We start from the raw sequence: 23740 nt of genomic DNA on the forward strand, positions 1-23740 counted from the left end.
GAGCGGATTATTACGGCTTTCCACTGAACACGGGGTTGTCATGCTAATCAGCACAGAAAGTGCCCGCAGCAACAGCGCCGATACCCGACTGGCCTGCACGCTGGCCGCTGCCGCAGGCGCGCTGAATACCGCCGCCTTCGAGATTGTCGGTTTCTTTTCAGCTAACATGACCGGGAATGTCTCGCTGCTGTCCGATCATCTGGCAAAAGCGAACCTGGGGCCTGGCCTGTTTTTTTTGTCGATCGTGCTGCTGTTTATTGCGGGCTCCATGTTTTCAACGTTGATAATTAATGCCGGGCACCGCAGGAATATCCGTACTATCTATGCCTTCGTTATTCTGATTGAGGGCATCGCACTGATGACGCTAGGCGTGATTGAGAATCACTTTCCGCCGAGGTCGCCCGGTGTGGTGTTGATCATGAGCCTGAGCTTTTTAATGGGGCTGCAGAATGCGGTCGTCACGCGGATCTCCAATGCCCGGGTTCGCACTACCCATATCTCCGGCACGGCGACTGATATCGGGATTGAGCTGGCGATGCTGTTTGAAGTGTTGCGGCGCAAAGCCTCACCGAAAGATGCGCCAAGCTTGCTGGGGCGGTTGCGGCTGCACAGTCTGACCCTGCTGTCTTTCCTTGCAGGCGGCGTGGCCGGCATCGGGCTTTACCGACTGCTCGGCTACGATTTCCTGTTGCCCATAGGGTTGGGGTTAATCTGCCTGGCGCTGAATGCCCTGGTTACTAAGCCAGTAAACCAGAGGGTTTGAAACGGTGATTTTGCTGTTATCGCTGCGTTTCAGATAACCGCCGCGCGTAGCTCTGATTTATTGGTCCCGACTGCGCCGATGATCCGTGCGGTTAAAAGATCATAGCCCGCGCAGGGTAACATTGAGCCTTATACTCTGATTGATACTGCCATTGAGACAGTCACGCGAACAGTCTTAAACCTGCTGATGGATAATTAACATCGACATTAAACAACTCATTTACTTATGTAACCTGGAGCGGGAACGCCATTTCGGGCGGGCCGCGGAAGCCAGTTTTGTTACACAGCCAACCCTCTCCATGCGCCTGAAAAATCTCGAGCGCGAGCTGGGCCTGCCGCTGATTAACCGCAGCAATAACTTTGCCGGATTTACGCCAGAGGGCGATCGCGTGCTGGCGTGGGCCCGTGAAATAGTTTCGGTCTATCAGGGGCTGAAGCTGGAAGTGGAATCGCTGAAACATGGGGTAAACGGCACACTGCGGGTTGGCGTGGTGCCGCAGTGCAGCGTGGCACTGCCGCTGCTGCTGAAAGCCGTGCAGGCGCGTTATCCCCAGCTCGATTACCGCATTGCGGTACTCAGTGCTGATCAGCTGCTGGAAGCGCTTAACAGCCACACCGTGGATGTCGGCATTGGCTTTTTTGAGATGGCGACGCTGCGGGAACTTCATTTTCAGACCGAGATGCTGGCCGATCAGGGCGTTGAGGCCGTATTCCATCCTGACCACTTCCCGGCGCTGGTGGGAGAAACCCCGCTGACGCTGGACGAACTGGCACAACAGCCGCTCTGCCTGGCAGAGCCAACACGCTATTTCCGCCGCTATCTTGATATGGCCTTTCGCGAGGCGGCGCTGGTGCCGCGGGTTATCGTGGAGAGCGCCTCAATCATGCAGCTGATGCAGTGTGCTCAGGTCGGTCTGGGGTTGCTGGTCTCGCCGGTGGGTCATCTGCTGCCCGCATCACTTCAGGGGTTACAGCAGCGCGGCATTACGCTGCCGCCGATGGCGCGCCAGGCGGCGCTGGTGATAGCGGAACCTGGCCGTGCCACTCCGCTGGCACAGCACTTTTTCGACGAAGCGCGCGGTCAGTTGCCGGTCTAGCTCAGGCTACTGCGCCTCGCCCAGCGCGTAAAACAGGCGACTGTTCCAGTTGCCTATCGCCACGCTCTGAATCAGCGCGAACAGCGCCTCAGGTTCCCAGCCCGCCTCCATCAGCGGCTGCAGATGGGCCGCACTGAAACGCTCGGGTGAACGGGTCAGCTGCGCCGACAGCGCGACGATCTGTTGCTCTTCTCCTTTTAAATTCGTGTCATCGACACCCTCGATCAAAACCTCATTCCCGGCCAGCAGCCGGAACGCCCAGCGGCTGCCGAGAATACGGGCGGCTGTCGCTTCCGCCAGGGTGTTTTCCTGTGAGAGATGCTGACGCAATTGCGCCCAGCCATACAGCGCCGATGGGTCATGGGCCAGCAGCCATACCGCGTCCTGCATACCGGGCAGCGTCTGACAACGGGTAACGGCAGCGAGCTGCTCTGCACTGGCATACCGCAGCTCCAGCGGCTTTAGCACCGGCTGCCAGTGGGCTGGCTGGTCAAAACCAGTGGAATCTGCATCAGGTGGTGCGGTGCTACCGGGCAGCCAGCGTACCGGCTGGGCCTTCAGCGCCTGTAATCCGGCGACGACGCGCGCCTGATAACTGACAAAGCCAATCAGCTGATTCAGCGTCACAATATCGGGTTCGGTCAGGCCGACCGCATCCAGGGCGGTGATGGCGCTGGCACCGATCAGTTCAGGCTGCATCGCCAGCTGGCGCGCATACTGCGTAATCTGGGTCAGGCGATTATTACTCTCTCGTGAAGAGTCAGGGCCAGGCAGCGGATTGAGGCGGGCAGAGTAGTGATTACACAACCGCTGCACACCCGCGACCTGCGCCACGGTCAGTGCGGTGCTGAGGCGGTCGTAAAGCGTTAAGGTGTGCGTCAGCGAGGTGACAACGCGATCGGGGAACAGCAGCTGTGCCAGATCGCGCGCCGCCAGCAGAGCCGGCTGATGCGTGCGCAGCAGTGACTGCACTACGGCGTCGCTGGCGTGGCATCCCAGCAAAAAACGGTCATCGATATGGGCAGCCTCTGGCACCAGCGGTGCGGCCTGTGTGGTACGTGGACTGGTCTGGCTCTCGTAAAACCAGTGGTTATGGCCCGGATAGCGGCGTTGTTCCATGATCAATCCTTTTGCAAATTCGGGTTCGGTATGCAGGCGGCAGAATCTGAAAATATGCATAAACCGAAGGGCAGGCTTATCGTCGCTGATGGCCAGTCCGGGGCAAAAGATTGATCGGTGATAATTAATAGCGTTACGGTATAACGGCAGCAAAATCAGGCGGGAAGGGCAGGATGGGCGTAAAGAGAAGGGCGAGCCAGGCTCGCCCTTGCAGAACTTATTTCAGTTCCAGTTCGTTCATTGCGGCGATGCTGAAGCCGCCATCAACGTGTACCACTTCACCGGTGATGCCGCCAGCCAGGTCAGAGCAGAGGAATGCTGCTGAGTTGCCGACATCTTCAATGGTTACGGTACGGCGAATCGGGGTAACCGCTTCGCAATGTGCCAGCATCTTACGGAAATCTTTGATGCCTGATGCAGCCAGGGTGCGGATTGGACCGGCAGAAACGGCGTTAACACGCACACCTTCCGGGCCCATGGCGTTCGCCATGTAACGCACGTTCGCTTCCAGCGACGCTTTCGCCAGACCCATTACGTTGTAGTTCGGGATCGCGCGCTCAGCACCCAGGTAAGAGAGGGTCAGCAGCGCAGAGTGTGGATTCAGCATCTCGCGACACTCTTTGGCCATCGCGACGAAGCTGTAAGCACTGATGTCATGCGCGATTTTAAAGCCTTCGCGGGTAACGGCGTTCACGTAGTCGCCAACCAGCTGCTCGCCAGGGGCGAAACCGATAGAGTGAACGAAACCGTCAAATTTCGGCCAGGTTTTTGCCAGTTCAGTGAACAGAGATTTGATGCTCTCATCTTCGGCTACATCACATGGCAGCACGATGTCTGAACCCAAATCTTTAGCAAACTCTTCCACACGACCTTTTAACTTGTCGTTCTGGTAGGTGAAAGCCAGTTCTGCGCCCTGTTTGTGCATCGCCTGTGCAATACCGTAGGCGATGGAAAGTTTACTGGCAACGCCAGTAATCAGAATGCGCTTACCGGAAAGAAAACCCATAGCTGTAATCCTTATGGTCATTGTAGTTGGCGGCCGCATGGTTAAAAAGTAAGCGACCGACGTTAATCGACGTGCGGATTCTAGCACGTCTCTCATAAATCAGGTAAATCGGCCCGCAATTTCCGCGATATGCAGCAAAAATCAGCGCTCGCGCCGCCAGGCTTCGGCACTGAGTGCTTCGCCAAAATGGCTGCTGATCAGGCGCCGGGTCAGATCGTGCAGGGGGGAGGCGAGCACGTCAGCCGTGCCGCCACGCTCAACTACTTCGCCCTGATGCATCACCAGCACTTTATCGCTGATGTGCTTCATCATGCCCAGATGCTGGGTGACATAAATGTAGGCGATTCCGTGTTTCTCCTGCAGCTCCAGCATCAGATTTACCAGCTGGGAGCGCATGGTCATATCCAGTGAGGCCAGCGCTTCATCGGCCACAATCACTTTGGGTTGCAGGATCAACGCGCGCGCCAGACCCAGACGCTGTTTCTGACCGGGTGCCAGCATGTGTGGGTAATATCCGGCGTGATCGCGCAGTAATCCTACCTGACGCAGGGTGGCGATAATGCGTTTCTCGCGCGCTTCTGCATCCAGTTCGGTATTAAGTCGCAGCGGAAATTCCAGAATCTGACTGATGCGCTGACGCGGATTCAGTGAGGTTGAGGGATCCTGAAAAATCATGCGGATGCGCTGACTGCGATAGCCGTAATCGCCAAAGGTCAGCGGGTGGTCGTCAATCAGAATCTCACCTTCGGTGGGGGCGATCATGCCGCTGAGCATCTTCGCCAGCGTGGACTTGCCGGAACCGTTTTCACCGATAATCGCCAGCGTCTGTTTTTCGCGCAGGGTAAAGCTGACAGACTTTACTGCCTCAACGTGCTGACGGCGGAACAGGCCGGTGCGATAGCGAAAAGTTTTGCTCAGGTTGCGCACTTCCAGCAGGGTCTCCATATTACTGGCCCTCCATATTCAGCGGGAAATGACAGGCAAAGAGATGTGTTTTACTGCCGGTGAGGCGCGGCGTTTCGACACATTTACGCTGCGCGTAAGGACAGCGAGGCCCCAGGCGGCAGCCTATCGGCAGGCTCTCCAGTGATGGGATCGCCCCTGACAGCGTATTGAGACGGCTTTTGTGCGGCAGCGCGCGGCCAAAATCGGGCATCGCCCGAATCAGCGCCTGCGTATAAGGATGATGTGGCGTGCTCATTAAATCTTCGCTCTGAGCGGTTTCCACCGTCTGACCGCAGTACATCACGTTAATACGGTCCGCCCACTGGCTCATGGTGCGCAGGTCGTGGCTGATCAGCAGAATAGTGGTGTTGTTATTCTGGTTCAGGCGGCTCAGCAGGCGGAATATCTGCGCCTGCGTTGTCGGTTCCATCGCATTGGTGGGTTCATCGGCAATCAGCAAACGCGGCTGGTTAGCCAGCGCAATGGCAATCATCACTTTCTGGCATTCGCCTTCGGTCAGCTCATAGGGGAAGCTGCGCATGATGTCTTTATGATCTTTAATGCCGACGCGATGCAGCAGTTCGATAGCGCGGGTTTTGCGCCAGAACCAGAAGCGTTTAAGCCAGGGGCCTTTATACGTCCAGCGCGGGATCACCTGCATCAGCTGACGGCCAATGCTCTCGGAGGGATCCAGACAGGATTGCGGCTCCTGAAAAATCATCGAGACGTTATGCCCGATAATGCGACGGCGCTCGCGCGGGGAGAGGCGCAGCAGGTCCACATCATCAAACACCATGCGATCGGCCGTCACACGCCAGTTATCGTTGGTCACGCCGCAGATAGCCTTGGCGACCAGACTTTTACCGGAGCCGGATTCACCGACCAGCCCCCGGACTTCACCTTCGCCCAGCGTCAGATTGACGCGATCGACCGCTTTGACCGGCCCGTCAGCGGTCATAAATTCAATGGTCAGATTACGGATATCAAGTAACGGCATTTATTCCACTCCCGCTTCGACGGCGCGACGGATGCCGTCACCGAGCAGGTTAACAATGAGTACGCTGACCATCAGCGCCACCCCGGGCAGCATCACGGTCCAGGGCGCAACGTAGATCAGCTCCAGCGAATCGCCCAGCATCGCGCCCCATTCCGGTGAAGGCAGTTGCGCGCCCAGGTCAAGAAAACCGAGTGCGGCAATATCCAGAATCGCCATCGACAGCGCGCGGGTAATTTCGGTAATCAGCAGCGGCAGAATATTGGGCAGGATGGCGTAGTGCAGGATATTACGACCTCTGGCACCGTCCAGGCGCGCGGCAACCACATACTCTTTTTCCAGCTCATCATGCACGGCACTGTAAATTTCGCGCACCAGACGTGGCATCAGCGCCAGCCAGACCGCCAGCAGCGCATGCTCAAGACGCGGCCCAAGAAACGCCACCACGATAATCGCCAGCAATAGCGACGGAAGAGAGAGCAGGGTATCCAGCACGTGATTCATCACCGCCGAGCGAATGCCGTGCGTCATGCCCGCCAGCACGCCCAGCACCAGCGCGCCCAGCGTAGCGAACAGCGTCACCAGAATCGCGGAACCCACCGTCGGACCGGCACCGCTCAGCAGGCGACTCAGAACATCCCGCCCCAGATCGTCGGTGCCGAGGAAAAATGAGACATCGCCGTAGCGCGACCATGACGGTGGCAGCAGCTGATATCCCAGGAACTGCTGGTCAATACCATAAGGTGCCATGAAACCGCCAAACAGGCAGAGCAGCAGCAGTGCGCCAAAGCCATACAGGCCGACCATTGAAATCGGGTTGCCATAGAAATGATGCCAGCTCTGACGAAACGCGCTGGGCAGGCGTTTTTCGGCGTAGATATTATCGGAGGGCATACGTTTTCACTTTACTATCCTTAACGCCGGGCAATATTGCTTCAGAAAAATCAGTCATTTTAGTTACTTGCCCCGTGGGTCTGCTTTATGTTGCTTTGTCATGAAAAACTCTGAACAGCTTTAATTTACAGGGTTTATGTACGCTTTTGCGAATACGCAGAAAGAATGTACCTGTCGCTTATCGATATCAGACACCGTTAAGCGCCGCGATAAAACGAAGGTATTCCCTAACACGTCCAGCCTGCATGTCAGCCTCTCCCTTACTGGTGAAGTGACATTTTCAACCTTTATTGCTGGTAGGGTAAGCCCGTTCAGCTGACTATAGGGGATTATCCGTCGAGATCCCCGTCACAGGCAAGGAAACGGCTTCAGCAATTTCGGCGCTGGGTTACAGAGAATTACAATCCGGGCCATCGGGTGTTCCGTAACAGGCTGCAAAAAAGGGTGGCAAAGCCGACAGAACGTTAAGACTCACATAAATCAGCAAAACTTCCTGGACCCTATCAGCCGGTCCAGGGGCAAAGGGGAGTGAACCAAATGATTAAGAGTAACGTTATGGGAAAAAAGCTGCTCGCTCAGCTCAGTCGCTTGTCTTAAGGATACCTTGCCGTTACCGTCGCTAAAGCGTGCCATGCAAACGGACAGGGATAAGCCACGCGGCGATGTTAATCGAATGCGGTCAGCCACTGTCAGAGCACTCGGGCAAGACGATTCATGTGTGAACCCTGATGACGGTAGCGATCGCCTGATGAAATAGAAAAACCGCGATTTTTAAGCGGTTTTTGATGTGAGTGACAATAAAACGGTGGGTAATATTCAAAGTGTATGTTTTATGATTTTTATATAAACGTAATATTTTATTAACAGCATTGATGGCTTGTGTTTTTATGTCGTCACCTTAAAATTATGTTTTCTTTTTAAAACTTCACCTTTGTCGTCTGGCTTATTTTTTATCGGTGCGTTTCGCTTAACGGGTTTTTATCGCCGGGTCTTTCCGGGTGCGCTTGCAAACATCAGGGGTGCTTCTGGAATAAATATTACAATATGACTATGACCAGTATGACTTATTTATACCGGTTGCCATCTATAAGTAAATATATCCAGGAGGATATCATGGCCGAACATCGTGGTGGTTCAGGTAATTTTGCAGAAAACCCTGAGAAAGCATCTGAAGCAGGTAAAAAAGGCGGGCAGCATAGCGGGGGTAATTTCGCCAATGACCGTGAAAAAGCTTCAGAAGCCGGTAAGAAAGGTGGCCAGAATAGCCACAGCGGCGGACGTAAGTCTGAATAATCTGATATTCTGATCAGGCCGCAGGCCCCGGCAAACCAGTCGGGGCTTTCACGTTTAAATATTTATTAAATAACGTGGTTTTTACAATGAAAGTATCTGCCCTGAATAAATCCCTGCCGAAAATGTACGGTTTATTAGCGGGGATTTATGTGTTTGCCTGCGTTAACTATCCCAGTGATTATAAAATGTTTCTCCTTCGCTTGCTGGATTGTCATAACAGGGTAAACGAAGCAGGTCTGAAAAGAGAGCGTGTTAAATTAATCAGCCATTCACCGTGCGACATCATTAAAATATTGCAACCTCAGCCCGGCAGTCGTTTATGCAAAAATAACACTGTCTGGACGTTGTCATTCACTCCCTGCCAGACCTGATTCAATCTCTTAAAATAAAATACTTGGGTCATAAAGAGAATAGAGCTGACAACGGTTGATATATTTTTCCGGCGTGGCATCCGCAGCGTGAAGATCGTGGTGATCAAAGGATTCAATTTAATCAGGAAACATGCTGTCTGGCAGCGGCAGGCTGGACGCTCACAGAAATCACAACAACATTGTGAATCATCCCGGTCTGCTTGCGGTTATCTCATGCGTAAATTATGTTTAAGTATCAGGATATAATGGAAATCATTGTGTTGAATAAAAACTGTGGCGGTGTTGTACCTTCAGGTATCCGTAATTCTCTTGGCCGCACGATGGCCTTTTTCCTTTTGGCAACCGTGCTTGCTGTTGTTGTGATTAACATATTTACGCTCTGGGGATCGTGGCAGCATAATCAGAATGTCCGTGAAGATGATGCCCGTAACCTCTCTGTTTCTCTCGCCAAACAGGCAGAAGATGCCTTTCTGCAGGTGGATATTACGCTGGCGGATGCCGTCAGGCTGCTCAGCCTGAACGGGCTGGATTACGTGGCCACGCCCCCCTTCGCTCGTCAGCTTAAAGAGCAGCAGGGGAAACTGCGTCAGCTTCATGGGCTGTTTATTTATGACGCACAGGGTAAATGGATTGCCACATCGGGCAACTACGTTCCGGCAAACGGAAGCAACGCCGATCGGGACTATTTTATCTGGCACCGTACCCATGAGGATACCCGCGTAAGGATTGGCCGTGTTATCCGCAGCAGGTCTACAGGTGACCTTGTTATTCCGGTATCGTTGCGACTGAATGATTCAAAAGGCAACTTTGCCGGCGTCGCGCTGGCAACGGTCAAAGTAGACTATTTCCGGCAGTTCTATAGCTACTATACGCTGGGTGATCGCGACGTTCTGGGGCTGATTCTTGCTGATACCTCTGTCCTGTATATCCGGCCCTTCCCGGATTCTGCCATCAACCGCAGCCTGTCCATGAGTCCATTATTTACAACTGTCCTGAAAACCTCTGCCAGTGGCAGCGCAACGTGGCGTTCTGCACTGGATGGGGTAGAGCGGGTGTATGGCTACGCCCGCCTTGAGCAGTATCCGCTCATTGTCACGGCGGGATACGACCTCGATAAGATCCGGAGCGACTGGTTCTCCGCCAATATCATCGACGTCATACTGAACGTGGTTCTGCTTGTAATGATTTCCGGGATGGGGATGTTTGTTCTCAGACAGGTTAAAAAGAACGTCAGAAATCAGCTGGAATTAACACAGATCAGGGATGAGCTGACCACGATCAACCATACGCTGCAGTCACTGGCATTAATTGACGGGCTAACCGGACTGGCTAATCGCCGCCAGTTTGATGCGATGTTAGATCAGGTCCTGAAGCGCTCTCAAAAGTCGGGTGAACCCGTGGCACTGATCATGTTTGATATCGACTTTTTCAAGCGTTACAACGATACCTACGGGCATGTCGCCGGCGATACCTGTCTGCAGCGTGTCAGCACCATTCTGAAAGAAATCACGCAGCGACAGGATGCCGTGGTTGCACGTTACGGCGGAGAAGAGTTTGCCATTATCCTGCCTTCGGGTGGAGAAAGCATGGGGAAAAAGGTGGCGGAGCGCGCAGTAAACGCAGTTATGTCTGCCGGAATACCGCACGAAACCTCCGGTATTCCTGAAGGTATTGTGACCCTTAGCGCCGGATACAGTAGCCTGATTTCAAACGGCCAGCCAGATGAGGCCAAAAGACTTAAGCAACAGGCTGATAAGGCGCTCTATGAAGCAAAACACAATGGCCGCAACCGTGTCCATGGGCTGAATTAAATGAAATTCAGGATGTGATGAGTTCGTCCAGCTCTGGCCGTTTGGGAGCCTGGTGCCGCGCATGACCTGGCTGGGGTGATAAATCAATCGGCTGACCATTCCAGGGTTTTGGCGACGAAGGCGGCCTGACGCAGGTTTGTGCCAGAGGCTGACGTTGTTTCACCCTCCGTTAACGCTATCGAAAAACACTTACCCTTTAAGTCACCCTTCAGCTTTACCGATTTAACCCGGGGATTCTCTGGTTCCTGTGAAGAGATGTCGGTAAGCGCTGGCTGGTTTTGGGCACAAAAAAGCCCGCGTTACGCAGGCATGAATTGCATCAAAAAAGGAAAATCGTAGCATCAGCAAAGGCTGATTCGCACACCATACAGTGTTGCTGTGCGATTGATAGTGACAAAAGATTTAATAGCGAAGCGTAAGCACGTTATGTTGGCAGGAGCTTAAAAAGGCCCGCCCGGACCAGGTTAGCCGAATGAACCTGATTGCTTACTTGCCATCAGCCCATCGGGTAATCTGATTATCGATTTTGTCATCAAGATAATGCGTAACCCTGAATGAGCCCGCCTTGAATAACAGGGCAATACATGCTGCAAAAACCAGTACAAGTAACACTCTGCTGAGACTCATAATCTTTTCCCTGATGAATAACCTGTGGTCTTTATACCAGAATTTGTAAAGTCTGGTCGCGATAGTCAGAAACCTACGGTGTCCCTTGAAATAAAACAGAAAGCCGTCCCGGTCACCACGGCCCCATCATTGCACCAGACGCATAAGCTGTTGAAGTTTTACGGAACCGTCAGAAAGGCGGCAGGATGTGCTTCTTCGCGTTCCTGTGCGAGGTCAGCATCATCCATAATTTCATAGCCTCATCCAGGTTGAAAGTCATTTAAACGGCCCTAATTCATACCGGCATGTTTTGAATAACTTTCCCGCGGCGCATAAGCCCTACCGGAGGGCATACCATTCCTTGTGTTTCAGCGGATTCATTGCCGCACCAATCACGTCAGAAATCACATTCACCAGAATCACCAGCCCGCCAATCACCATCACACCGGCTGAGATCGCGGCATAATCCTGCTGACGAATCGCGTTAATCAGCCAGCGGCCCAGACCAGGCCAGTTAAAGACCATTTCGGTGATCATGGCCAGCGTCAGCATGGTGGAGAACTGCAAGCCCAGACGCGGGATGACCGGCGGCAGCGCGTTGTGCAACACGTGGCGGCGGATCACTGTAAAGCGCGAAAGACCGCGCGTGGCCGCCGCTTTGACATAGTTTTTATCCATCACGTCGCTGGTGCTGTTGCGCAGCAGGCGGATCACTTCTGTCGTCGGGGCCATCGCCAGCACCAGCACCGGCAGAATAAGGTGGGACAGGGCGCTGATAATCATCTCATGCCGCCATTGCGAAGGACTTAGCCAGGCGTCAATCAGCGCAAAGCCGGAGATATTCTGCACCGGATAGAGCAGGTCATGACGTCCCGATACCGGCAGCCAGCCCAGCGTCAGCGAAAAGAACAGCGTCAGCAGTAGCGCCAGCCAGAAGATGGGCGCAGAGAAGCCGACCAGTGCCAGCGCACTGATGGTTTTATCCTGCCATTTATTGCGCATCACACCGGCGCAGATCCCCAGCGGAATACCTACCAGCAGCGCAAACAGAAACGCCAGGATACAGAGCTCCATAGTGGCAGGGAAAACCTCACGCAGCTGCAGCCCAATCTCCTGACCGTTAGTGCTGGAGACGCCGAAATCAAACTGCAGCATCCCTTTGAACCAGAACCACCAGGCATCGGAAAGCGCAGCGCCTTCCAGCGGGGCGTTAGGGGTAAAGTAACTCAGGCTGAAGCTGACCAGCGACAGCAGGAACAGGGTAATGAGCAGCAGCAGCAGGCGGCGCAAAATATAGATAATCACTTACTTACCCTCATCAGCTTCACGATAAACCCCGGCAAACGAGGCGTTGCCAAACGGACTCAGTACCAGCCCTTTGATGTCATGACGAAATGCCTGCAGTCGCAGAGAGGAGGCCAGCGGTAACACCGGTAACTCCTGTGCCAGAATCTGCTGCGCTTTGTCATAACTGTCGATGCGACCAGAGAGTTGTTGTGATAGCAGAGCATTCTGCAGCGTTTCGTCAAAGGCCGGAGAGCACCAGTGCGCGTAATTGGTCTGCGAGCGAATCGCCGCACAGCTGAGCAGCGGGCGGAAGAAGCTGTCCGGATCGTTACTGTCGGTGGCCCAGCCTGACAACGTCAGATCATGGTTCATCGCCATCAGCTGCGCCTCCTGAAAACGGCCCTCGACCGGCACAATGGTCAGCCGGACACCAACCTGCGCCAGATCCGCCTGTAACAGTTCGGCGGTTTTCAGTGGGCTGGGATTCCACGACTGCGAGGCGGCAGGCACAACCAGCCGCAGATGCAGATCGCTGATGCCGAGTGCGGCAAGCGCGGCGCGTGACTTCTCAGGATCGTAGCCGGTAATGCGCGAATCATTGTCATAAGCCCAGGACGCGCGCGGTAATATCGAAGCGGCCGTTTCGGCAGTGCCGTAGTAGATCGACTCCATCAACCGCTCATTGTTGATGGCCAGCGCCAGCGCATGCCGGACTTCAGGCCGGTCGAGTGGAGGCTTACGGGTATTAAAAGCCAGATAAGCAATGTTCATACCGGGACGCAGTGTCATCCGCAGGCGCGGGTCATCACGCAGTATGCTGAGCTGGCTTGCCGCGGGGTAGGCCAGTACGTCGCATTCACCGGTCAATAGTTTGGAAAGGCGACCGGTTCCGCCGGAACCAAGATCGATCACCGCCTGTTGCAGACGCGGCACCCCACGCCAGTAGTGTGGATTGCGCGCCAGACGGATGTACTGACCGGTGCGATATTCGCTGAGCTGATAAGGACCGGTGCCCACCGGCTGACGATCCATCTCTTCCTGACGGCCCTGAGCGGTGAGCTGGTCGGCATACTCTTTCGACAGTACCGGCGCATAGTGGGTCGCCATATGCCACAGGAACGAGGCGTCCGGGCTGTTCAGCCTGAACTCAACCGTCCTGTTGTCAATCTTTTTAACACCCTGGACGGAATCGGCAAATTGCAGACTATCAAAGTAGGGGTAGTTACCGCCGTTGACGTTATGCCAGGGATGATGACGGTCAAACATCCTTGCGAAGCTGAATACCACATCGTCGGCGTTTAGTGCGCGGGTAGGGCGAAACTGGTTAGTCTGCTGGAACTGGACGCCGCTGCGCAGATGAAAGCGATACGTCGCGCCGTTATCGCGTACTTCCCAGCTCGACGCCAGATCGGGCTTGAGACGATAGGTATAGGGATCGACATCCAGCAAGCGGTCATATAACTGTGCCGCCAGCGTATCGACAGTCAGCCCGCTGCTGGCCATCTGCGGATTAAACGTGTTCAGCGTGCCGCTGACGCAATAGACAAAGCCGGTCTGGCGGATATCACCCGCAGGCGCTGACCACGCAGGCGAACTCAACGCGCTGAGACTGAGCAACAGCGAACATAGTAGTTTTGACATAGAACTCAACGATTTTGAGGCATTAACCAGAGTGTATCGCAAAGCAGGCATAGTCCCAAAACCTGCAACCACTGCCAGCCTGATTTTCGTCATCGCAACTTAAAATGAGCGCACAAATGATGTGGTGATGAGAAAAGTTCTCAATAACTGCTTTACAGATGATAATAAGAATGATTATTATTCACCTGCACTTCGACGGTGGCTCTGCCGAAGAAGAGCACGACATTGCTCACATTGCTTCCAGTATTGTTGCCCGCCTTAATGGCGGGCTTTTTTTTGGCTTTTGCAGTTGAACGGTCAGGTCTGAAGGGCAGGATCGCCTTTGAGTGAGCAGCTGAATTCATTGCGATTTTGCGTGGAATGCACGTCTCTGGAAAAGAGAGTAAAAGACGGTGCTATCTGTAAAGCCTCGCAATAACGTGCGGGAGACCTGCATAAAACCGGACTTAACTATTACAGAAACGCAGTTACTATATGCACAACTTCAGCTCAACCAACTCCTGACAATGAATAAATTCCAGAAAAATGCTCAGGTTTTCCATTATGCATCCTTTCGTTATCTCTTTTTAGGACGTCTGTTCACCGTACTGGGCAATGGAATCGCACCCATTGCGCTGGCTTTTGCGGTGCTGGATATTGGCGGCTCTGCCTCAGATTTAGGCGTAGTGGTTGCATCCCGTTCCCTGTTCAACGTGCTGTTTCTGCTGGTGGGGGGTGTCGTTGCTGACCGCTATTCACGCAGTCGGGTGTTAGTTGTATCGGCGCTGGTTGCCGCTGTTTCTCAGGCTATCGTTGCGTGGTCTGTGCTTGATGGTTCAGCCACGGTACTGAGCCTCACCTTGCTGGGTGCTCTGAATGGCGCGGCAGCGGGGATTGCTTTGCCTGCTTCGTCTGCGTTGGTTCCGCAGGTCGTGCCTGCAAAGCACCTGCGTCAGGCTAATGCATTAATTCAGCTCGGTGTTTATGGTGGCACCGTGATGGGGGCGTCGATGGGAGGCGTGATCACCAGCGCTGTCGGGCCGGGCTGGGGACTGGCGATTGATGCGCTGGGCTTTGCGGCTTCCGCGCCGCTTTATTTTCTTATGCGCGTCAACCCGAATAATGCCGGGACGACGCAAGGCAATATCCTGAGCGATATCAAAGAAGGCTGGGTAGAGTTTGCCGGGCGAAGCTGGATTTGGTCGATAGTCCTTCAGTTCGCCATTATCAACGTCGCGTTCAATGGGATTGTGGAGGTCTATGGCCCGATGATTGCCGACGCCTCTTTCGGGCGGGCGCAGTGGGGAATTATTGTGGCTGCACATAGCGTGGGTTTAATTGCGGGTTCATTTCTGGCTATGAAATGGCATCCTCGTCGCGATCTCTTGATTGGCGCGATGCTGGCGGGTCTATGCGCACTCCCAATATTTATGCTGAGCCAGAATATGCCAGCAGCAGGGCTGATTGTGGGTTTCTTAATTGCTGGCGTTTCATTAGGCCTATTCGGCGTAACCTGGGCGCATTCATTACAGACTCACATTCCGGCGGATAAACTGGCACGCGTGTACGCTTACGATGCGATGGGCTCTTTTATTGCCATTCCCTTTGGACAACTGGTTGCGGGGCCGCTGGCGGCACAATATGGCATAGAGCGTGTCTTACTGATGTCAGCACTGGCGATTGTCATTGTTACCGCTGCCGTCGGATGGGTTCCCGCCCTCAGGCAACCTGAACGAATGGGAACTAAGCCGTACAACACGTGATAGCAATTTTATTCATGACAAAGCGGCAGGGAATCAGCTTTTCATTTCTCTGGAAGGTAAGAAACCTTGCCAACAATCGCCTGCCTCGTTGAGATAATTCTTCATGAGGCAGGGTGAGCATTCATCGGCGGGGGCGAATCAAATTTCCGCTTTTATATCGTGCTTTTTCATCATCGCGCGCAGCTGATGGTAAGTAACGCCTAATAATCCGGCGGCGCGGCGCTGGTTGTAACGAGCCTGGTGCAGGCTGGCATCGACCAGCTCCCGCTCCTGCTGGTTCTGCCATTGACGCAGATCCAGCGGCAGGGCAGGCAGGCCGCTGCTCTCTGTCTCCTGACTGGAGCGCGGGAGCACAACCGGTTCAGAGCGTGAAGCGAACGGATTAATAATGACATTATCCAGCGGCAGCTCGCTGCTGTTGTGACGATAGACGGAGCGCTCAACCACGTTTTTTAGCTCGCGAACATTGCCGGGCCAGTGATAATCAAGCAGGGCTTGCTGCGCTTTAGCGGTAAAGCCGGGAAACAGCAACAGGCCAAGCTCGCGGCACATCTGAATCGCAAAATGCTCGGCCATCACCAGAATATCACTGCGGCGTTCGCGCAGTGGCGGCAACTGCACCACATCAAAGGCAAGACGATCCAGCAAATCGGCGCGGAATTTGCCTGCCGCTGCCAGGGCGGGCAAATCTTCGTTGGTGGCGCAGACCAGCCGTACGTTAACCTGCAGGGCATGATTGCCGCCCACGCGCTCGAGCTGCCCGTACTCAATTACCCTGAGCAGTTTTTCCTGCACCAGCATCGGTGCGGTTGCCAGCTCATCCAGAAACAGCGTACCGCCGTCAGCACGCTCAAAACGTCCCAGATGGCGCTTCTGTGCGCCGGTAAAGGCGCCGGCTTCATGACCAAACAGCTCAGAGTCGAGCAGATTTTCATTCAGCGCGGCGCAGTTCAGCGAAATAAACGGTCCCTGCCAGCGGTCAGAGAGATAGTGTAGCCGGCTCGCGATCAGCTCTTTACCCGTGCCGCGTTCGCCAATCACCATCACCGGTTTCTCAAGGGGAGCCAGTTTTGAAACCTGCTCCAGTACCTCCAGAAAATTATTAGACTCACCCAGCAGATTATCATTCGTGCCTGTCATGATGAATTTCGCTACCCCTTAATCATTTTGACTATCTTAAAACATGACGAAAAGCCTGTAAAATTTAAAATGTGATTTAAATCAAAAAGATATAAAGTTGGCACGCATATTGTATTAATCAGGCAGGACATCACGTTTTAAGACATTAAAAAGAGGAACATCATCATGGGTATTTTTTCTCGTTTCGCTGACATCGTAAATGCCAACATTAATTCCCTGCTGGAGCGCGCAGAAGATCCACAAAAACTGGTCCGCCTGATGATTCAGGAAATGGAAGACACCTTAGTTGAAGTACGCTCTACCTCCGCGCGGTCGCTGGCTGAAAAGAAACAGCTGTCACGCCGTATTGAGCAGGCCGAGCTGCAGCAGGCTGACTGGCAGGAAAAAGCGGAGCTGGCGCTGCGCAAAGACAAAGATGATCTGGCGCGTTCGGCGCTGATTGAAAAACAGAAACTCACCGACCTGATCGCCTCCCTGAAACAGGAAGTGGGCCAGGTTGAAGAGACGCTGGAACGCATGAAAGGCGAAATCAGCGAGCTGGAGAAAAAACTGACCGAAACACGTGCCCGTCAGCAGGCGTTAACCCTGCGTCATCAGGCGGCTTCTTCATCACGCGATGTGCGTCGTCAGCTCGACAGCGGCAAAATCGACGAAGCGATGGCCCGGTTTGAATCTTTTGAACGTCGCATTGACCATATGGAAGCGGAAGCTGAAAGCCACGGTTTTGGTAAACCGAAAACCCTGGACCAGCAGTTTACTGACCTAAAAGCGGATGATGAAATCAGCCAGCAGCTTAATGCGCTGAAAGCCAAAATGAACCGCAGTGAGTAATCATCGACGTTGCGATAAGTGATTAAGGAGAGTCAATGAGCGCACTTTTTCTCGCCATACCGCTAACAATCTTCGTGCTGTTTGTTGCACCGATCTGGTTATGGCTGCATTACAGCAACAAACGCAACGGCGGTTCGGAACTGTCGCAAAGCGAAATCCAGCGGCTGCAGCGCGTCACGCAGGATGCGCAGCGGATGCGTGAACGTATTGATGCTCTGGAAGCGATTCTGGACGCTGAGCATCCCAACTGGAGGCAGCCATGATGAAAGGTCGTAAGTTATGGCGCAAGCCTGATGAAGGCAAGCTGATGGGCGTCTGCGCGGGTCTGGCGGAGTATCTCGACATCCCGGTTCGCCTGCTGCGGGTTATTGTGGTGTTATCGCTGTTCTTTGGACTGTTTGTCTTTACGGTGATCGCCTATTTCGTGCTGGGTTTTGTGCTGGATGAGAAGCCTGCCAACGCCAGTGACGGCGAACGCCAGCCAACCGCCAGCGAGTTGCTGGATCAGCTGGAGAGCACCCTGCAACGGGATGAGCGCAACGTGCGCGACCTGGAGCGCTATGTTACGTCTGAAACCTTCAGCGTGCGCAGCCGCTTCCGCCAGATTTAATTCTGCTATTGCCGGGCCTGTTTCAGGCCCGAACGCTGGCTCAATGGAGGTTTAATGTCTTTTTCGCGATCCACTGCTTTTCGTCACCGCGCGGCACCTGCATTGAAGTCGGCGGCTAAATTCATCATTATCAATGCTGTTACCTACGGTCCCGCTGGTGTCACTGGCTGGGCGGTGAAATCGGTAGCGCGACGCCCGTTACGTCTGTTGCTGGCTGTGGCACTGGAGCCACTGCTGAAACGCGTAATGAACCGGGTGGCTTCGCGCTTCATCAGGGAGAACGATGAAAAGACTGCAAACTGAATTAGTGGCGTTGATGAACCGTGGCGTCGATCGCCACCTGCGGCTGGCGGTAACCGGCTTAAGCCGCAGCGGTAAAACCGCCTTTATAACCTCACTGGTTAATCAGCTTTTAACGGTTCACAGCGGCGCACGTTTGCCGCTGTTTTCCGTTGTGCGGGATGAACGCCTGTTGGGAGTAAAACGGGTGCCACAGCGTGACATGGGCACGGCGCGTTTTACCTACGACGAAGGCCTGGCTCAGCTCTACAGCACGCCGCCTGCCTGGCCCACGCCAACCCGCGGCGTCAGCGAAATGCGTCTGGCGCTGCGCTACCGGCCCAATGATTCCCTGTTGCGCCACCTGAAAGAGACGGCGACGCTCTATCTTGAGATTGTCGACTATCCTGGCGAATGGCTGCTTGATCTGCCGATGCTGGCGCAGGACTACCTCGCCTGGTCCCGACAGATGAACGGTCTGCTGCAGGGCGATCGCGCTGAGTGGGCTAAGCCGTGGCGCGCACTCTGCGAAAAACTCGACCCGCTTGCCCCCGCCGATGAAACCCAGCTGGCGGAAATTGCTGCCGCCTGGACCGACTACCTGCATCGCTGTAAAACGGAAGGCTTACACTTTATTCAGCCCGGCCGCTTCGTGCTGCCCGGTGATATGGCAGGCGCGCCCGCACTGCAGTTCTTCCCCTGGCCGACGTCTGATGAGGCGCAACTGACTAAGCTGGCGCAGGCGGACAAGGGCAGTAACTTCAGCATGCTGCAGCAGCGTTTTAACTACTATTGCCAGCATGTGGTGAAAGGCTTCTATAAGAATCACTTCCTGCGGTTTGATCGCCAGATTGTGCTGGTTGACTGCCTGCAGCCGCTGAATAGCGGTCCCCAGGCGTTTAACGATATGCGGCTGGCACTTACGCAACTGATGCAGAGTTTTCATTACGGTCAGCGCACTCTGTTCCGCAGGCTGTTCTCACCGGTGATCGACAAATTACTGTTTGCCGCTACCAAGGCGGACCACATTACCAGCGATCAGCATGGCAACATGGTCTCCCTGCTGCAGCAACTGGTGCAGGATGCCTGGCAAAACGCGGCGTTTGAAGGCATTAGTATGGACTGCATCGGGCTGGCGTCGGTGCAGGCGACGCAGAGCGGGCTGGTCGATCACCGTGGCGAGAAAATCCCGGCCCTGCGCGGTCATCGTCTGATCGATGGCGAGCCGCTCACCGTCTATCCCGGCGAAGTGCCGCCGCGCCTGCCCGGTAATGCCTTCTGGCAGCAGCAGGGCTTTCAGTTTGAACAGTTCCGGCCGCAGCAGCTCGACGTTGATCGTCCGCTGCCGCATATCCGCATGGATGCCGCGCTGGAATTTTTATTGGGAGATAAATTGCGATGAGCGATCCGCTGAAGCCGCGTATCGATTTTGCCCGTCCGCTGGATGAGAGCAACACGACGCCGCTGCGCCCGGCGCAGACCTTTGAAGCCGAAGCGCAGGCTGCATTTCTGGCGGTGCAGGATGAGGATGCCGCCGTCGAAGAGGAGGGCGCAGGTGAACGGGCGGTGGAAGCCGCGCTGAAGCCAAAGCGCAGTCTGTGGCGCAAAATGGTGACGGCAGGCGCGCTGCTGTTTGGCGTCAGCGTGATTGCACAGGGTGTACAGTGGACGCACGATGCCTGGCTGGCCCGCGACTGGTTTTCGCTGGGCAGCGGCGTGGCAGGTGGCCTGATTGTGCTGGCGGGCGTGGGCGCGCTGACCACCGAGTGGCGTCGCCTCTATCAGTTGCGTCAGCGCGCGGAAGAGCGGGATGTGGGCCGCGAGCTGCTGCACAGTCATGGCATCGGCAAAGGCCGCGCATTCTGCGAAAAGCTGGCGCAGCAGGCGGAGCTGGATCAGGCGCATCCGGCCCTGCAGCGCTGGCATGCCTCGCTGCATGAAACCCACAATGACAGTGAAATCGTTCGCTTATATGCCCAACTGGTGCAGCCAGTGCTGGATCGGCAGGCGCGACGCGAGATCAGCCGTCATGCAGCGGAAGCCACATTGATGATTGCGGTCAGCCCGCTGGCGCTGGTGGATATGGCGTTTATCGCCTGGCGTAATCTGCGGCTGGTCAACCGTATCGCGGCAATCTATGGCATCGAGCTGGGCTACTTCAGCCGCATCCGGCTATTCCGTCTGGTGCTGCTTAATATGGCCTTTGCCGGGGCGTCTGAACTGGTGCGGGAAGTGGGTATGGACTGGATGTCGCAGGATATCGCCGCCCGGCTTTCCACGCGGGCCGCGCAGGGTATTGGTGCAGGTTTATTAACCGCCAGACTGGGTATTAAAGCGATGGAGCTTTGCCGTCCGTTGCCCTGGCTGGAGCAGGATAAGCCAAGGCTCGGCGACTTTCGTCGTGAACTGCTGGGGCAGATGAAAGAGGCGCTGCAGAAGGGCGGCAATAAGTCAGCCTGAATCTCTGTTGGATGATAAAGGCGGCCTGGCCGCCTTTTTTTAGTGTGGCTGGCGCAGGACCTGCCTCGAATCAATAATCAGGCATTTACCCGGACACGCCGCTTCATCGGTGATCACCGGATTCGCTGGCAGCGTAAAGGCCATTCCGTTTTTCTCCCGGATAAAATGCGCCATTCCGGCGAATGTCCATGACATGCTTAGCCCAAGCCCACCGAAATCATCATATTTTCGTAACGTCGCAACCTTCGGCAGGTACTCGCCGGTCAGACGATAATAGAGCGCCCCTTTAAATTCCTTCGGAACCTGCTGAATGATCGCCTGATCGAGCAGGGCAAACTCTTTGCGAGCCGGAACTGAATAACCGTTGATCAGATGGCTTATCGTCAGCGAGCCAGAAACTATCACCAGCAGCGCATAGAATGGCTTTTTCCATTTTAACTTCTTGCTGATTTCAAACAGGCCGAGAATAAATGCGCTGGTGGTTATCAGCGCACCGGCAATCAATGTCCGGTAAGCGGCCATGCTTTCGCTGACAATCAGATTAGGCAATGCGGCAATCAGCAGTAAGACAAACATCAGATAAAATTTATCGTTGCCCGCGGCTTTAATTTTCTTCAGGCCAAAACCAATAATGATCGAAGAGATGATCACCGATACCGTTTTTGCGCCAAGGTCAAAATTGCAGATCACGTTCTTCAGGTATTCCGTAAAAAACCATTTCAGCTTAACCAGGATGTCGTAGCTGAATGCTGAGCGTGGCAGCGTATGACCATAAAGCTGGACGGGCAGCACCTTCGAGGCGATTAGCGCTGCAAACATGCCTGCACCCAGCACTATCAGTGAGATGAACGCCTGTTTCTTATCAATTTTCCGCGCGGAAAAGCAGAGGTGCAGCGCAGCAAAGAAGGTAAAGCTCATCGCAGCCGGTTGATAAAGACAGAATGCGATGGTCAGCAGGCAGAATGCTAACAGGCGGGCGGGGATGCCCGGTTTAATCGACAAACGGTAGCTGGCACCCGCCAGTAAAATCGCAGCGATATAGGGGAAACAGGATGCCCATGCAACGTAAACCTGAAATGAAGGGAGCAGACAAAGCAACAATGCAAAAGTAATTCGCTGAGCCTGATTCTCCAGCAGCCCCTCTTTCTGACACAGGGTATAGATGTAATATCCGGTTAAAATGAGCAGAACAATCGCAACTGAACGCAGCAGTGCCAGCTTTTCTACGCTCTCCACCAGAAAAGAGGCGCTGTACTGAATAATCCCATAAACCGGCCTGCCGGATAACGTGTCCCAGTTTAAAATACTCAGCCTGTCAAAGTTAGCCCAGTAGAGATTCGTCCAGTCATCGGTATAGGCGTACTGGGTTAAATAAGCAGGGCTGTAAGCAATCAGAAAAACTACCGCAATAAGTAAAAAAACCTTACGACGTGTCAGTCCGATATCAGTGGCGAACATCATTCATCCTTTTTTAATCTGGTCATCTTCTCTGCGTCTCAACGGGCAGTTTAATCCGTCTTCTGAGGCGGGTTTAGTCTGGTCGTCGCGGATTTTCGCAAAATATAGCGAGGCCGGTTTTTGGTTTCTATATAGATGCGGCCAATATATTCACCCAACACGCCAATGCCAATAAGCTGCACCCCACCGAGAAACAGCACCGAAACCAGAATAGAGGGGTAACCCGGCACCGGATTACCAAACAGCAGTTTATCCACGATCATCCAGAGTCCATACAGGAAGGCCAGCGAGGCCACCAGAAAGCCCAGATATGACCAGATGCGTAGCGGAACGGTAGAGAATGAGGTCAGTCCCTCCAGCGCAAGATTCCATAGCTTCCAGCCGCCGAATTTACTGCGGCCTGCGATCCGCTCAGTGCGCACATATTCCACGATGTCCGTCTGTCCGCCGACCCAGCTCAGAATGCCCTTCATAAAGAGATTCTTCTCGGGCAGCAGCTTAATGTTCTCAACCACTTCACGCGACATCAGCCGGAAATCACCGACGTTCTCCTCTATCTGCGGATCGCTGATGCTGTTGTGCAGTTTATAAAACCAGTGCGCTGTTTTACGTTTGAGGTGGCCATCGGCACGCCTGTCAATCCGCCTGGCTAACACGACATCAGCGCCTGCCTGCCATTTACGGATCATGTCGGGAATAATCGTGATCGGATCCTGCAAATCCACATCAATCGGGATCACGGCATCGCCGGTGGCGGCTTCCAGGCCGGCAAACAGCGCCGGTTCCTTGCCGAAATTACGAATAAACGACAGACTGCGCACCAGCGGATCGCGCTGGCTCAGCTGGGATATCAGTTTATAGGTTGCGTCTGTGCTGCCATCATCGATAAAAACAATCTCAACCTGCCACTCTGCCAGCGCTTCATATTTTCTGACCGCATCATAAAAAAGAGGGATAACCTCCTCTTCATTAAATACCGGCACCACCAAAGAGATTTTCATTATTCTCCCTTGAAGACGATAAAGCGGGAAAAAAGAAAGCCACACACCAGGCTGATAGCTGATGAGGTGACAAGGGTAATAATCGGATAGAGGCCCAACCGATCAGCCAGATAACCCACGCTGAATGCCATCGCACCCATAAAAACGACGTAAAGAATATAACGCCACGCGGTCGCCTGCTTTTTAAAGGTCCAGCGCGCATTCACAAAGAAAGAGAAGGTGACAGCCATGCAAAAAGCAATCAGGTTAGCGGTCGACTGCATGAGACCCAGGCTCAGGGCGATGAAAAAGGTCACCCAGTGAATCAGGGTATTAACCATACCCACAGTCAGATATTTTGCGAAGAAAGTCAGCATTTTATAATCAATTCTAATCAGTTGTGAAAAATATACC

The 23740-nt window shown here is 54.1% G+C and carries 23 protein-coding genes; 11 read left to right on the forward strand and 12 right to left on the reverse strand.

Annotation, left to right across the window (positions count from 1 at the left end):
- The first annotated feature begins 40 nt into the window (after positions 1–40).
- Both IV493_RS08070 and IV493_RS08075 read left to right on the forward strand, forming a co-directional pair.
- Positions 41–763 carry a YoaK family protein gene (locus IV493_RS08070; RefSeq protein WP_013357996.1) on the forward strand — a complete coding sequence of 241 codons (723 nt, stop codon included), beginning with the start codon at positions 41–43 and terminating at the stop codon, positions 761–763.
- A 199-nt stretch (positions 764–962) separates the two neighbouring features.
- On the forward strand, positions 963–1859 hold the full coding sequence (locus IV493_RS08075) for a LysR family transcriptional regulator (protein ID WP_041456880.1): 897 nt from the start codon (positions 963–965) through the stop codon (positions 1857–1859).
- Between the two features lie 6 nt (positions 1860–1865).
- On the opposite strand, the gene IV493_RS08080 is transcribed toward IV493_RS08075, so the two are convergent.
- The 5 genes from IV493_RS08080 to sapC all read right to left on the reverse strand — a co-directional run bounded on the left by IV493_RS08080 (position 1866) and on the right by sapC (position 6817).
- Entirely contained in the window at positions 1866–2978 is a 1113-nt protein-coding gene (locus IV493_RS08080) for an oxidoreductase (RefSeq protein WP_195858045.1), read from the reverse strand.
- A 217-nt stretch (positions 2979–3195) separates the two neighbouring features.
- Positions 3196–3984, reverse strand: a complete 789-nt coding sequence (fabI, locus tag IV493_RS08085) for an enoyl-ACP reductase FabI (protein WP_010244547.1) — start codon at positions 3982–3984, stop codon at positions 3196–3198.
- Positions 3985–4125: 141 nt separating this feature from the next.
- Positions 4126–4929: a putrescine export ABC transporter ATP-binding protein SapF gene (gene sapF / locus IV493_RS08090; protein ID WP_013357993.1), complete on the reverse strand. Its 804-nt coding sequence runs from the start codon at positions 4927–4929 to the stop codon at positions 4126–4128.
- Between the two features lies 1 nt (position 4930).
- On the reverse strand, positions 4931–5926 hold the full coding sequence (gene sapD, locus IV493_RS08095; protein ID WP_013357992.1) for a putrescine export ABC transporter ATP-binding protein SapD: 996 nt from the start codon (positions 5924–5926) through the stop codon (positions 4931–4933).
- Positions 5927–6817, reverse strand: coding sequence for a putrescine export ABC transporter permease SapC (gene sapC / locus IV493_RS08100; RefSeq protein ID WP_195858046.1), 891 nt, complete (start codon positions 6815–6817; stop codon positions 5927–5929).
- Between the two features lie 1113 nt (positions 6818–7930).
- Between sapC and IV493_RS08105 the strand changes: the two genes are divergently transcribed.
- Both IV493_RS08105 and IV493_RS08110 read left to right on the forward strand, forming a co-directional pair.
- Positions 7931–8110 (forward strand): general stress protein, encoded by a 180-nt coding sequence (locus IV493_RS08105; protein ID WP_135908619.1) that lies wholly within the window; start codon positions 7931–7933, stop codon positions 8108–8110.
- A 616-nt stretch (positions 8111–8726) separates the two neighbouring features.
- A complete protein-coding gene (locus IV493_RS08110; protein WP_370584670.1) occupies positions 8727–10292 on the forward strand; it encodes a diguanylate cyclase domain-containing protein in 1566 nt (521 codons plus the stop codon).
- A gap of 945 nt (positions 10293–11237) precedes the next feature.
- On the opposite strand, the gene sapB is transcribed toward IV493_RS08110, so the two are convergent.
- The 3 genes from sapB to IV493_RS08125 form a co-directional block, all read right to left on the reverse strand.
- Complete coding sequence (gene sapB / locus IV493_RS08115; RefSeq protein WP_033783219.1) at positions 11238–12203, reverse strand: putrescine export ABC transporter permease SapB; 966 nt, start codon at positions 12201–12203, stop codon at positions 11238–11240.
- Positions 12204–13826 carry an ABC transporter substrate-binding protein SapA gene (gene sapA, locus IV493_RS08120; protein ID WP_195858048.1) on the reverse strand — a complete coding sequence of 541 codons (1623 nt, stop codon included), beginning with the start codon at positions 13824–13826 and terminating at the stop codon, positions 12204–12206.
- 152 nt (positions 13827–13978) lie between these two features.
- Positions 13979–14170 (reverse strand): hypothetical protein, encoded by a 192-nt coding sequence (locus IV493_RS08125; protein ID WP_033783215.1) that lies wholly within the window; start codon positions 14168–14170, stop codon positions 13979–13981.
- A 162-nt stretch (positions 14171–14332) separates the two neighbouring features.
- On the opposite strand from IV493_RS08125, the gene IV493_RS08130 reads away from it, so the two are divergent.
- Positions 14333–15568 carry an MFS transporter gene (locus IV493_RS08130; protein WP_013357985.1) on the forward strand — a complete coding sequence of 412 codons (1236 nt, stop codon included), beginning with the start codon at positions 14333–14335 and terminating at the stop codon, positions 15566–15568.
- Between the two features lie 138 nt (positions 15569–15706).
- On the opposite strand, the gene pspF is transcribed toward IV493_RS08130, so the two are convergent.
- The gene (gene pspF, locus IV493_RS08135; protein WP_195858049.1) at positions 15707–16708 is read right to left on the reverse strand and encodes a phage shock protein operon transcriptional activator; all 1002 of its coding nucleotides are present in this window, start codon (positions 16706–16708) and stop codon (positions 15707–15709) included.
- A 165-nt stretch (positions 16709–16873) separates the two neighbouring features.
- Between pspF and pspA the strand changes: the two genes are divergently transcribed.
- Genes pspA through IV493_RS08165 form a run of 6 tightly spaced genes read left to right on the forward strand, consistent with a single transcriptional unit; the run spans position 16874 to position 20888 of the window.
- Positions 16874–17539: a phage shock protein PspA gene (pspA, locus tag IV493_RS08140; RefSeq protein WP_013357983.1), complete on the forward strand. Its 666-nt coding sequence runs from the start codon at positions 16874–16876 to the stop codon at positions 17537–17539.
- A gap of 35 nt (positions 17540–17574) precedes the next feature.
- Positions 17575–17802, forward strand: a complete 228-nt coding sequence (gene pspB, locus IV493_RS08145) for an envelope stress response membrane protein PspB (protein WP_013357982.1) — start codon at positions 17575–17577, stop codon at positions 17800–17802.
- Complete coding sequence (gene pspC, locus IV493_RS08150) at positions 17799–18149, forward strand: envelope stress response membrane protein PspC (protein ID WP_013357981.1); 351 nt, start codon at positions 17799–17801, stop codon at positions 18147–18149. The genes pspB and pspC overlap by 4 nt, the downstream gene beginning before the upstream one ends.
- A gap of 54 nt (positions 18150–18203) precedes the next feature.
- Positions 18204–18452, forward strand: a complete 249-nt coding sequence (gene pspD / locus IV493_RS08155; protein ID WP_003853796.1) for a phage shock protein PspD — start codon at positions 18204–18206, stop codon at positions 18450–18452.
- The gene (locus IV493_RS08160) at positions 18433–19830 is read left to right on the forward strand and encodes a YcjX family protein (RefSeq protein WP_195858050.1); all 1398 of its coding nucleotides are present in this window, start codon (positions 18433–18435) and stop codon (positions 19828–19830) included. The genes pspD and IV493_RS08160 overlap by 20 nt, the downstream gene beginning before the upstream one ends.
- The gene (locus tag IV493_RS08165) at positions 19827–20888 is read left to right on the forward strand and encodes a YcjF family protein (RefSeq protein WP_195858051.1); all 1062 of its coding nucleotides are present in this window, start codon (positions 19827–19829) and stop codon (positions 20886–20888) included. Before IV493_RS08160 ends, IV493_RS08165 begins: the two co-directional genes overlap by 4 nt.
- Positions 20889–20927: 39 nt before the next feature.
- Here the strand turns inward: IV493_RS08165 and IV493_RS08170 are convergent, their stop codons facing one another.
- The 3 genes from IV493_RS08170 to IV493_RS08180 are packed head-to-tail and all read right to left on the reverse strand — an operon-like array spanning position 20928 to position 23703.
- The gene (locus IV493_RS08170) at positions 20928–22349 is read right to left on the reverse strand and encodes a hypothetical protein (RefSeq protein ID WP_230299993.1); all 1422 of its coding nucleotides are present in this window, start codon (positions 22347–22349) and stop codon (positions 20928–20930) included.
- A 47-nt stretch (positions 22350–22396) separates the two neighbouring features.
- A complete protein-coding gene (locus IV493_RS08175) occupies positions 22397–23347 on the reverse strand; it encodes a glycosyltransferase family 2 protein (RefSeq protein ID WP_147789177.1) in 951 nt (316 codons plus the stop codon).
- Positions 23347–23703 carry a GtrA family protein gene (locus tag IV493_RS08180; RefSeq protein WP_195858052.1) on the reverse strand — a complete coding sequence of 119 codons (357 nt, stop codon included), beginning with the start codon at positions 23701–23703 and terminating at the stop codon, positions 23347–23349. Before IV493_RS08180 ends, IV493_RS08175 begins: the two co-directional genes overlap by 1 nt.
- Positions 23704–23740: the final 37 nt, after the last annotated feature.

This window comes from Pantoea sp. SM3640 (genome assembly GCF_015654165.1).
GTDB lineage: Bacteria > Pseudomonadota > Gammaproteobacteria > Enterobacterales > Enterobacteriaceae > Pantoea > Pantoea vagans.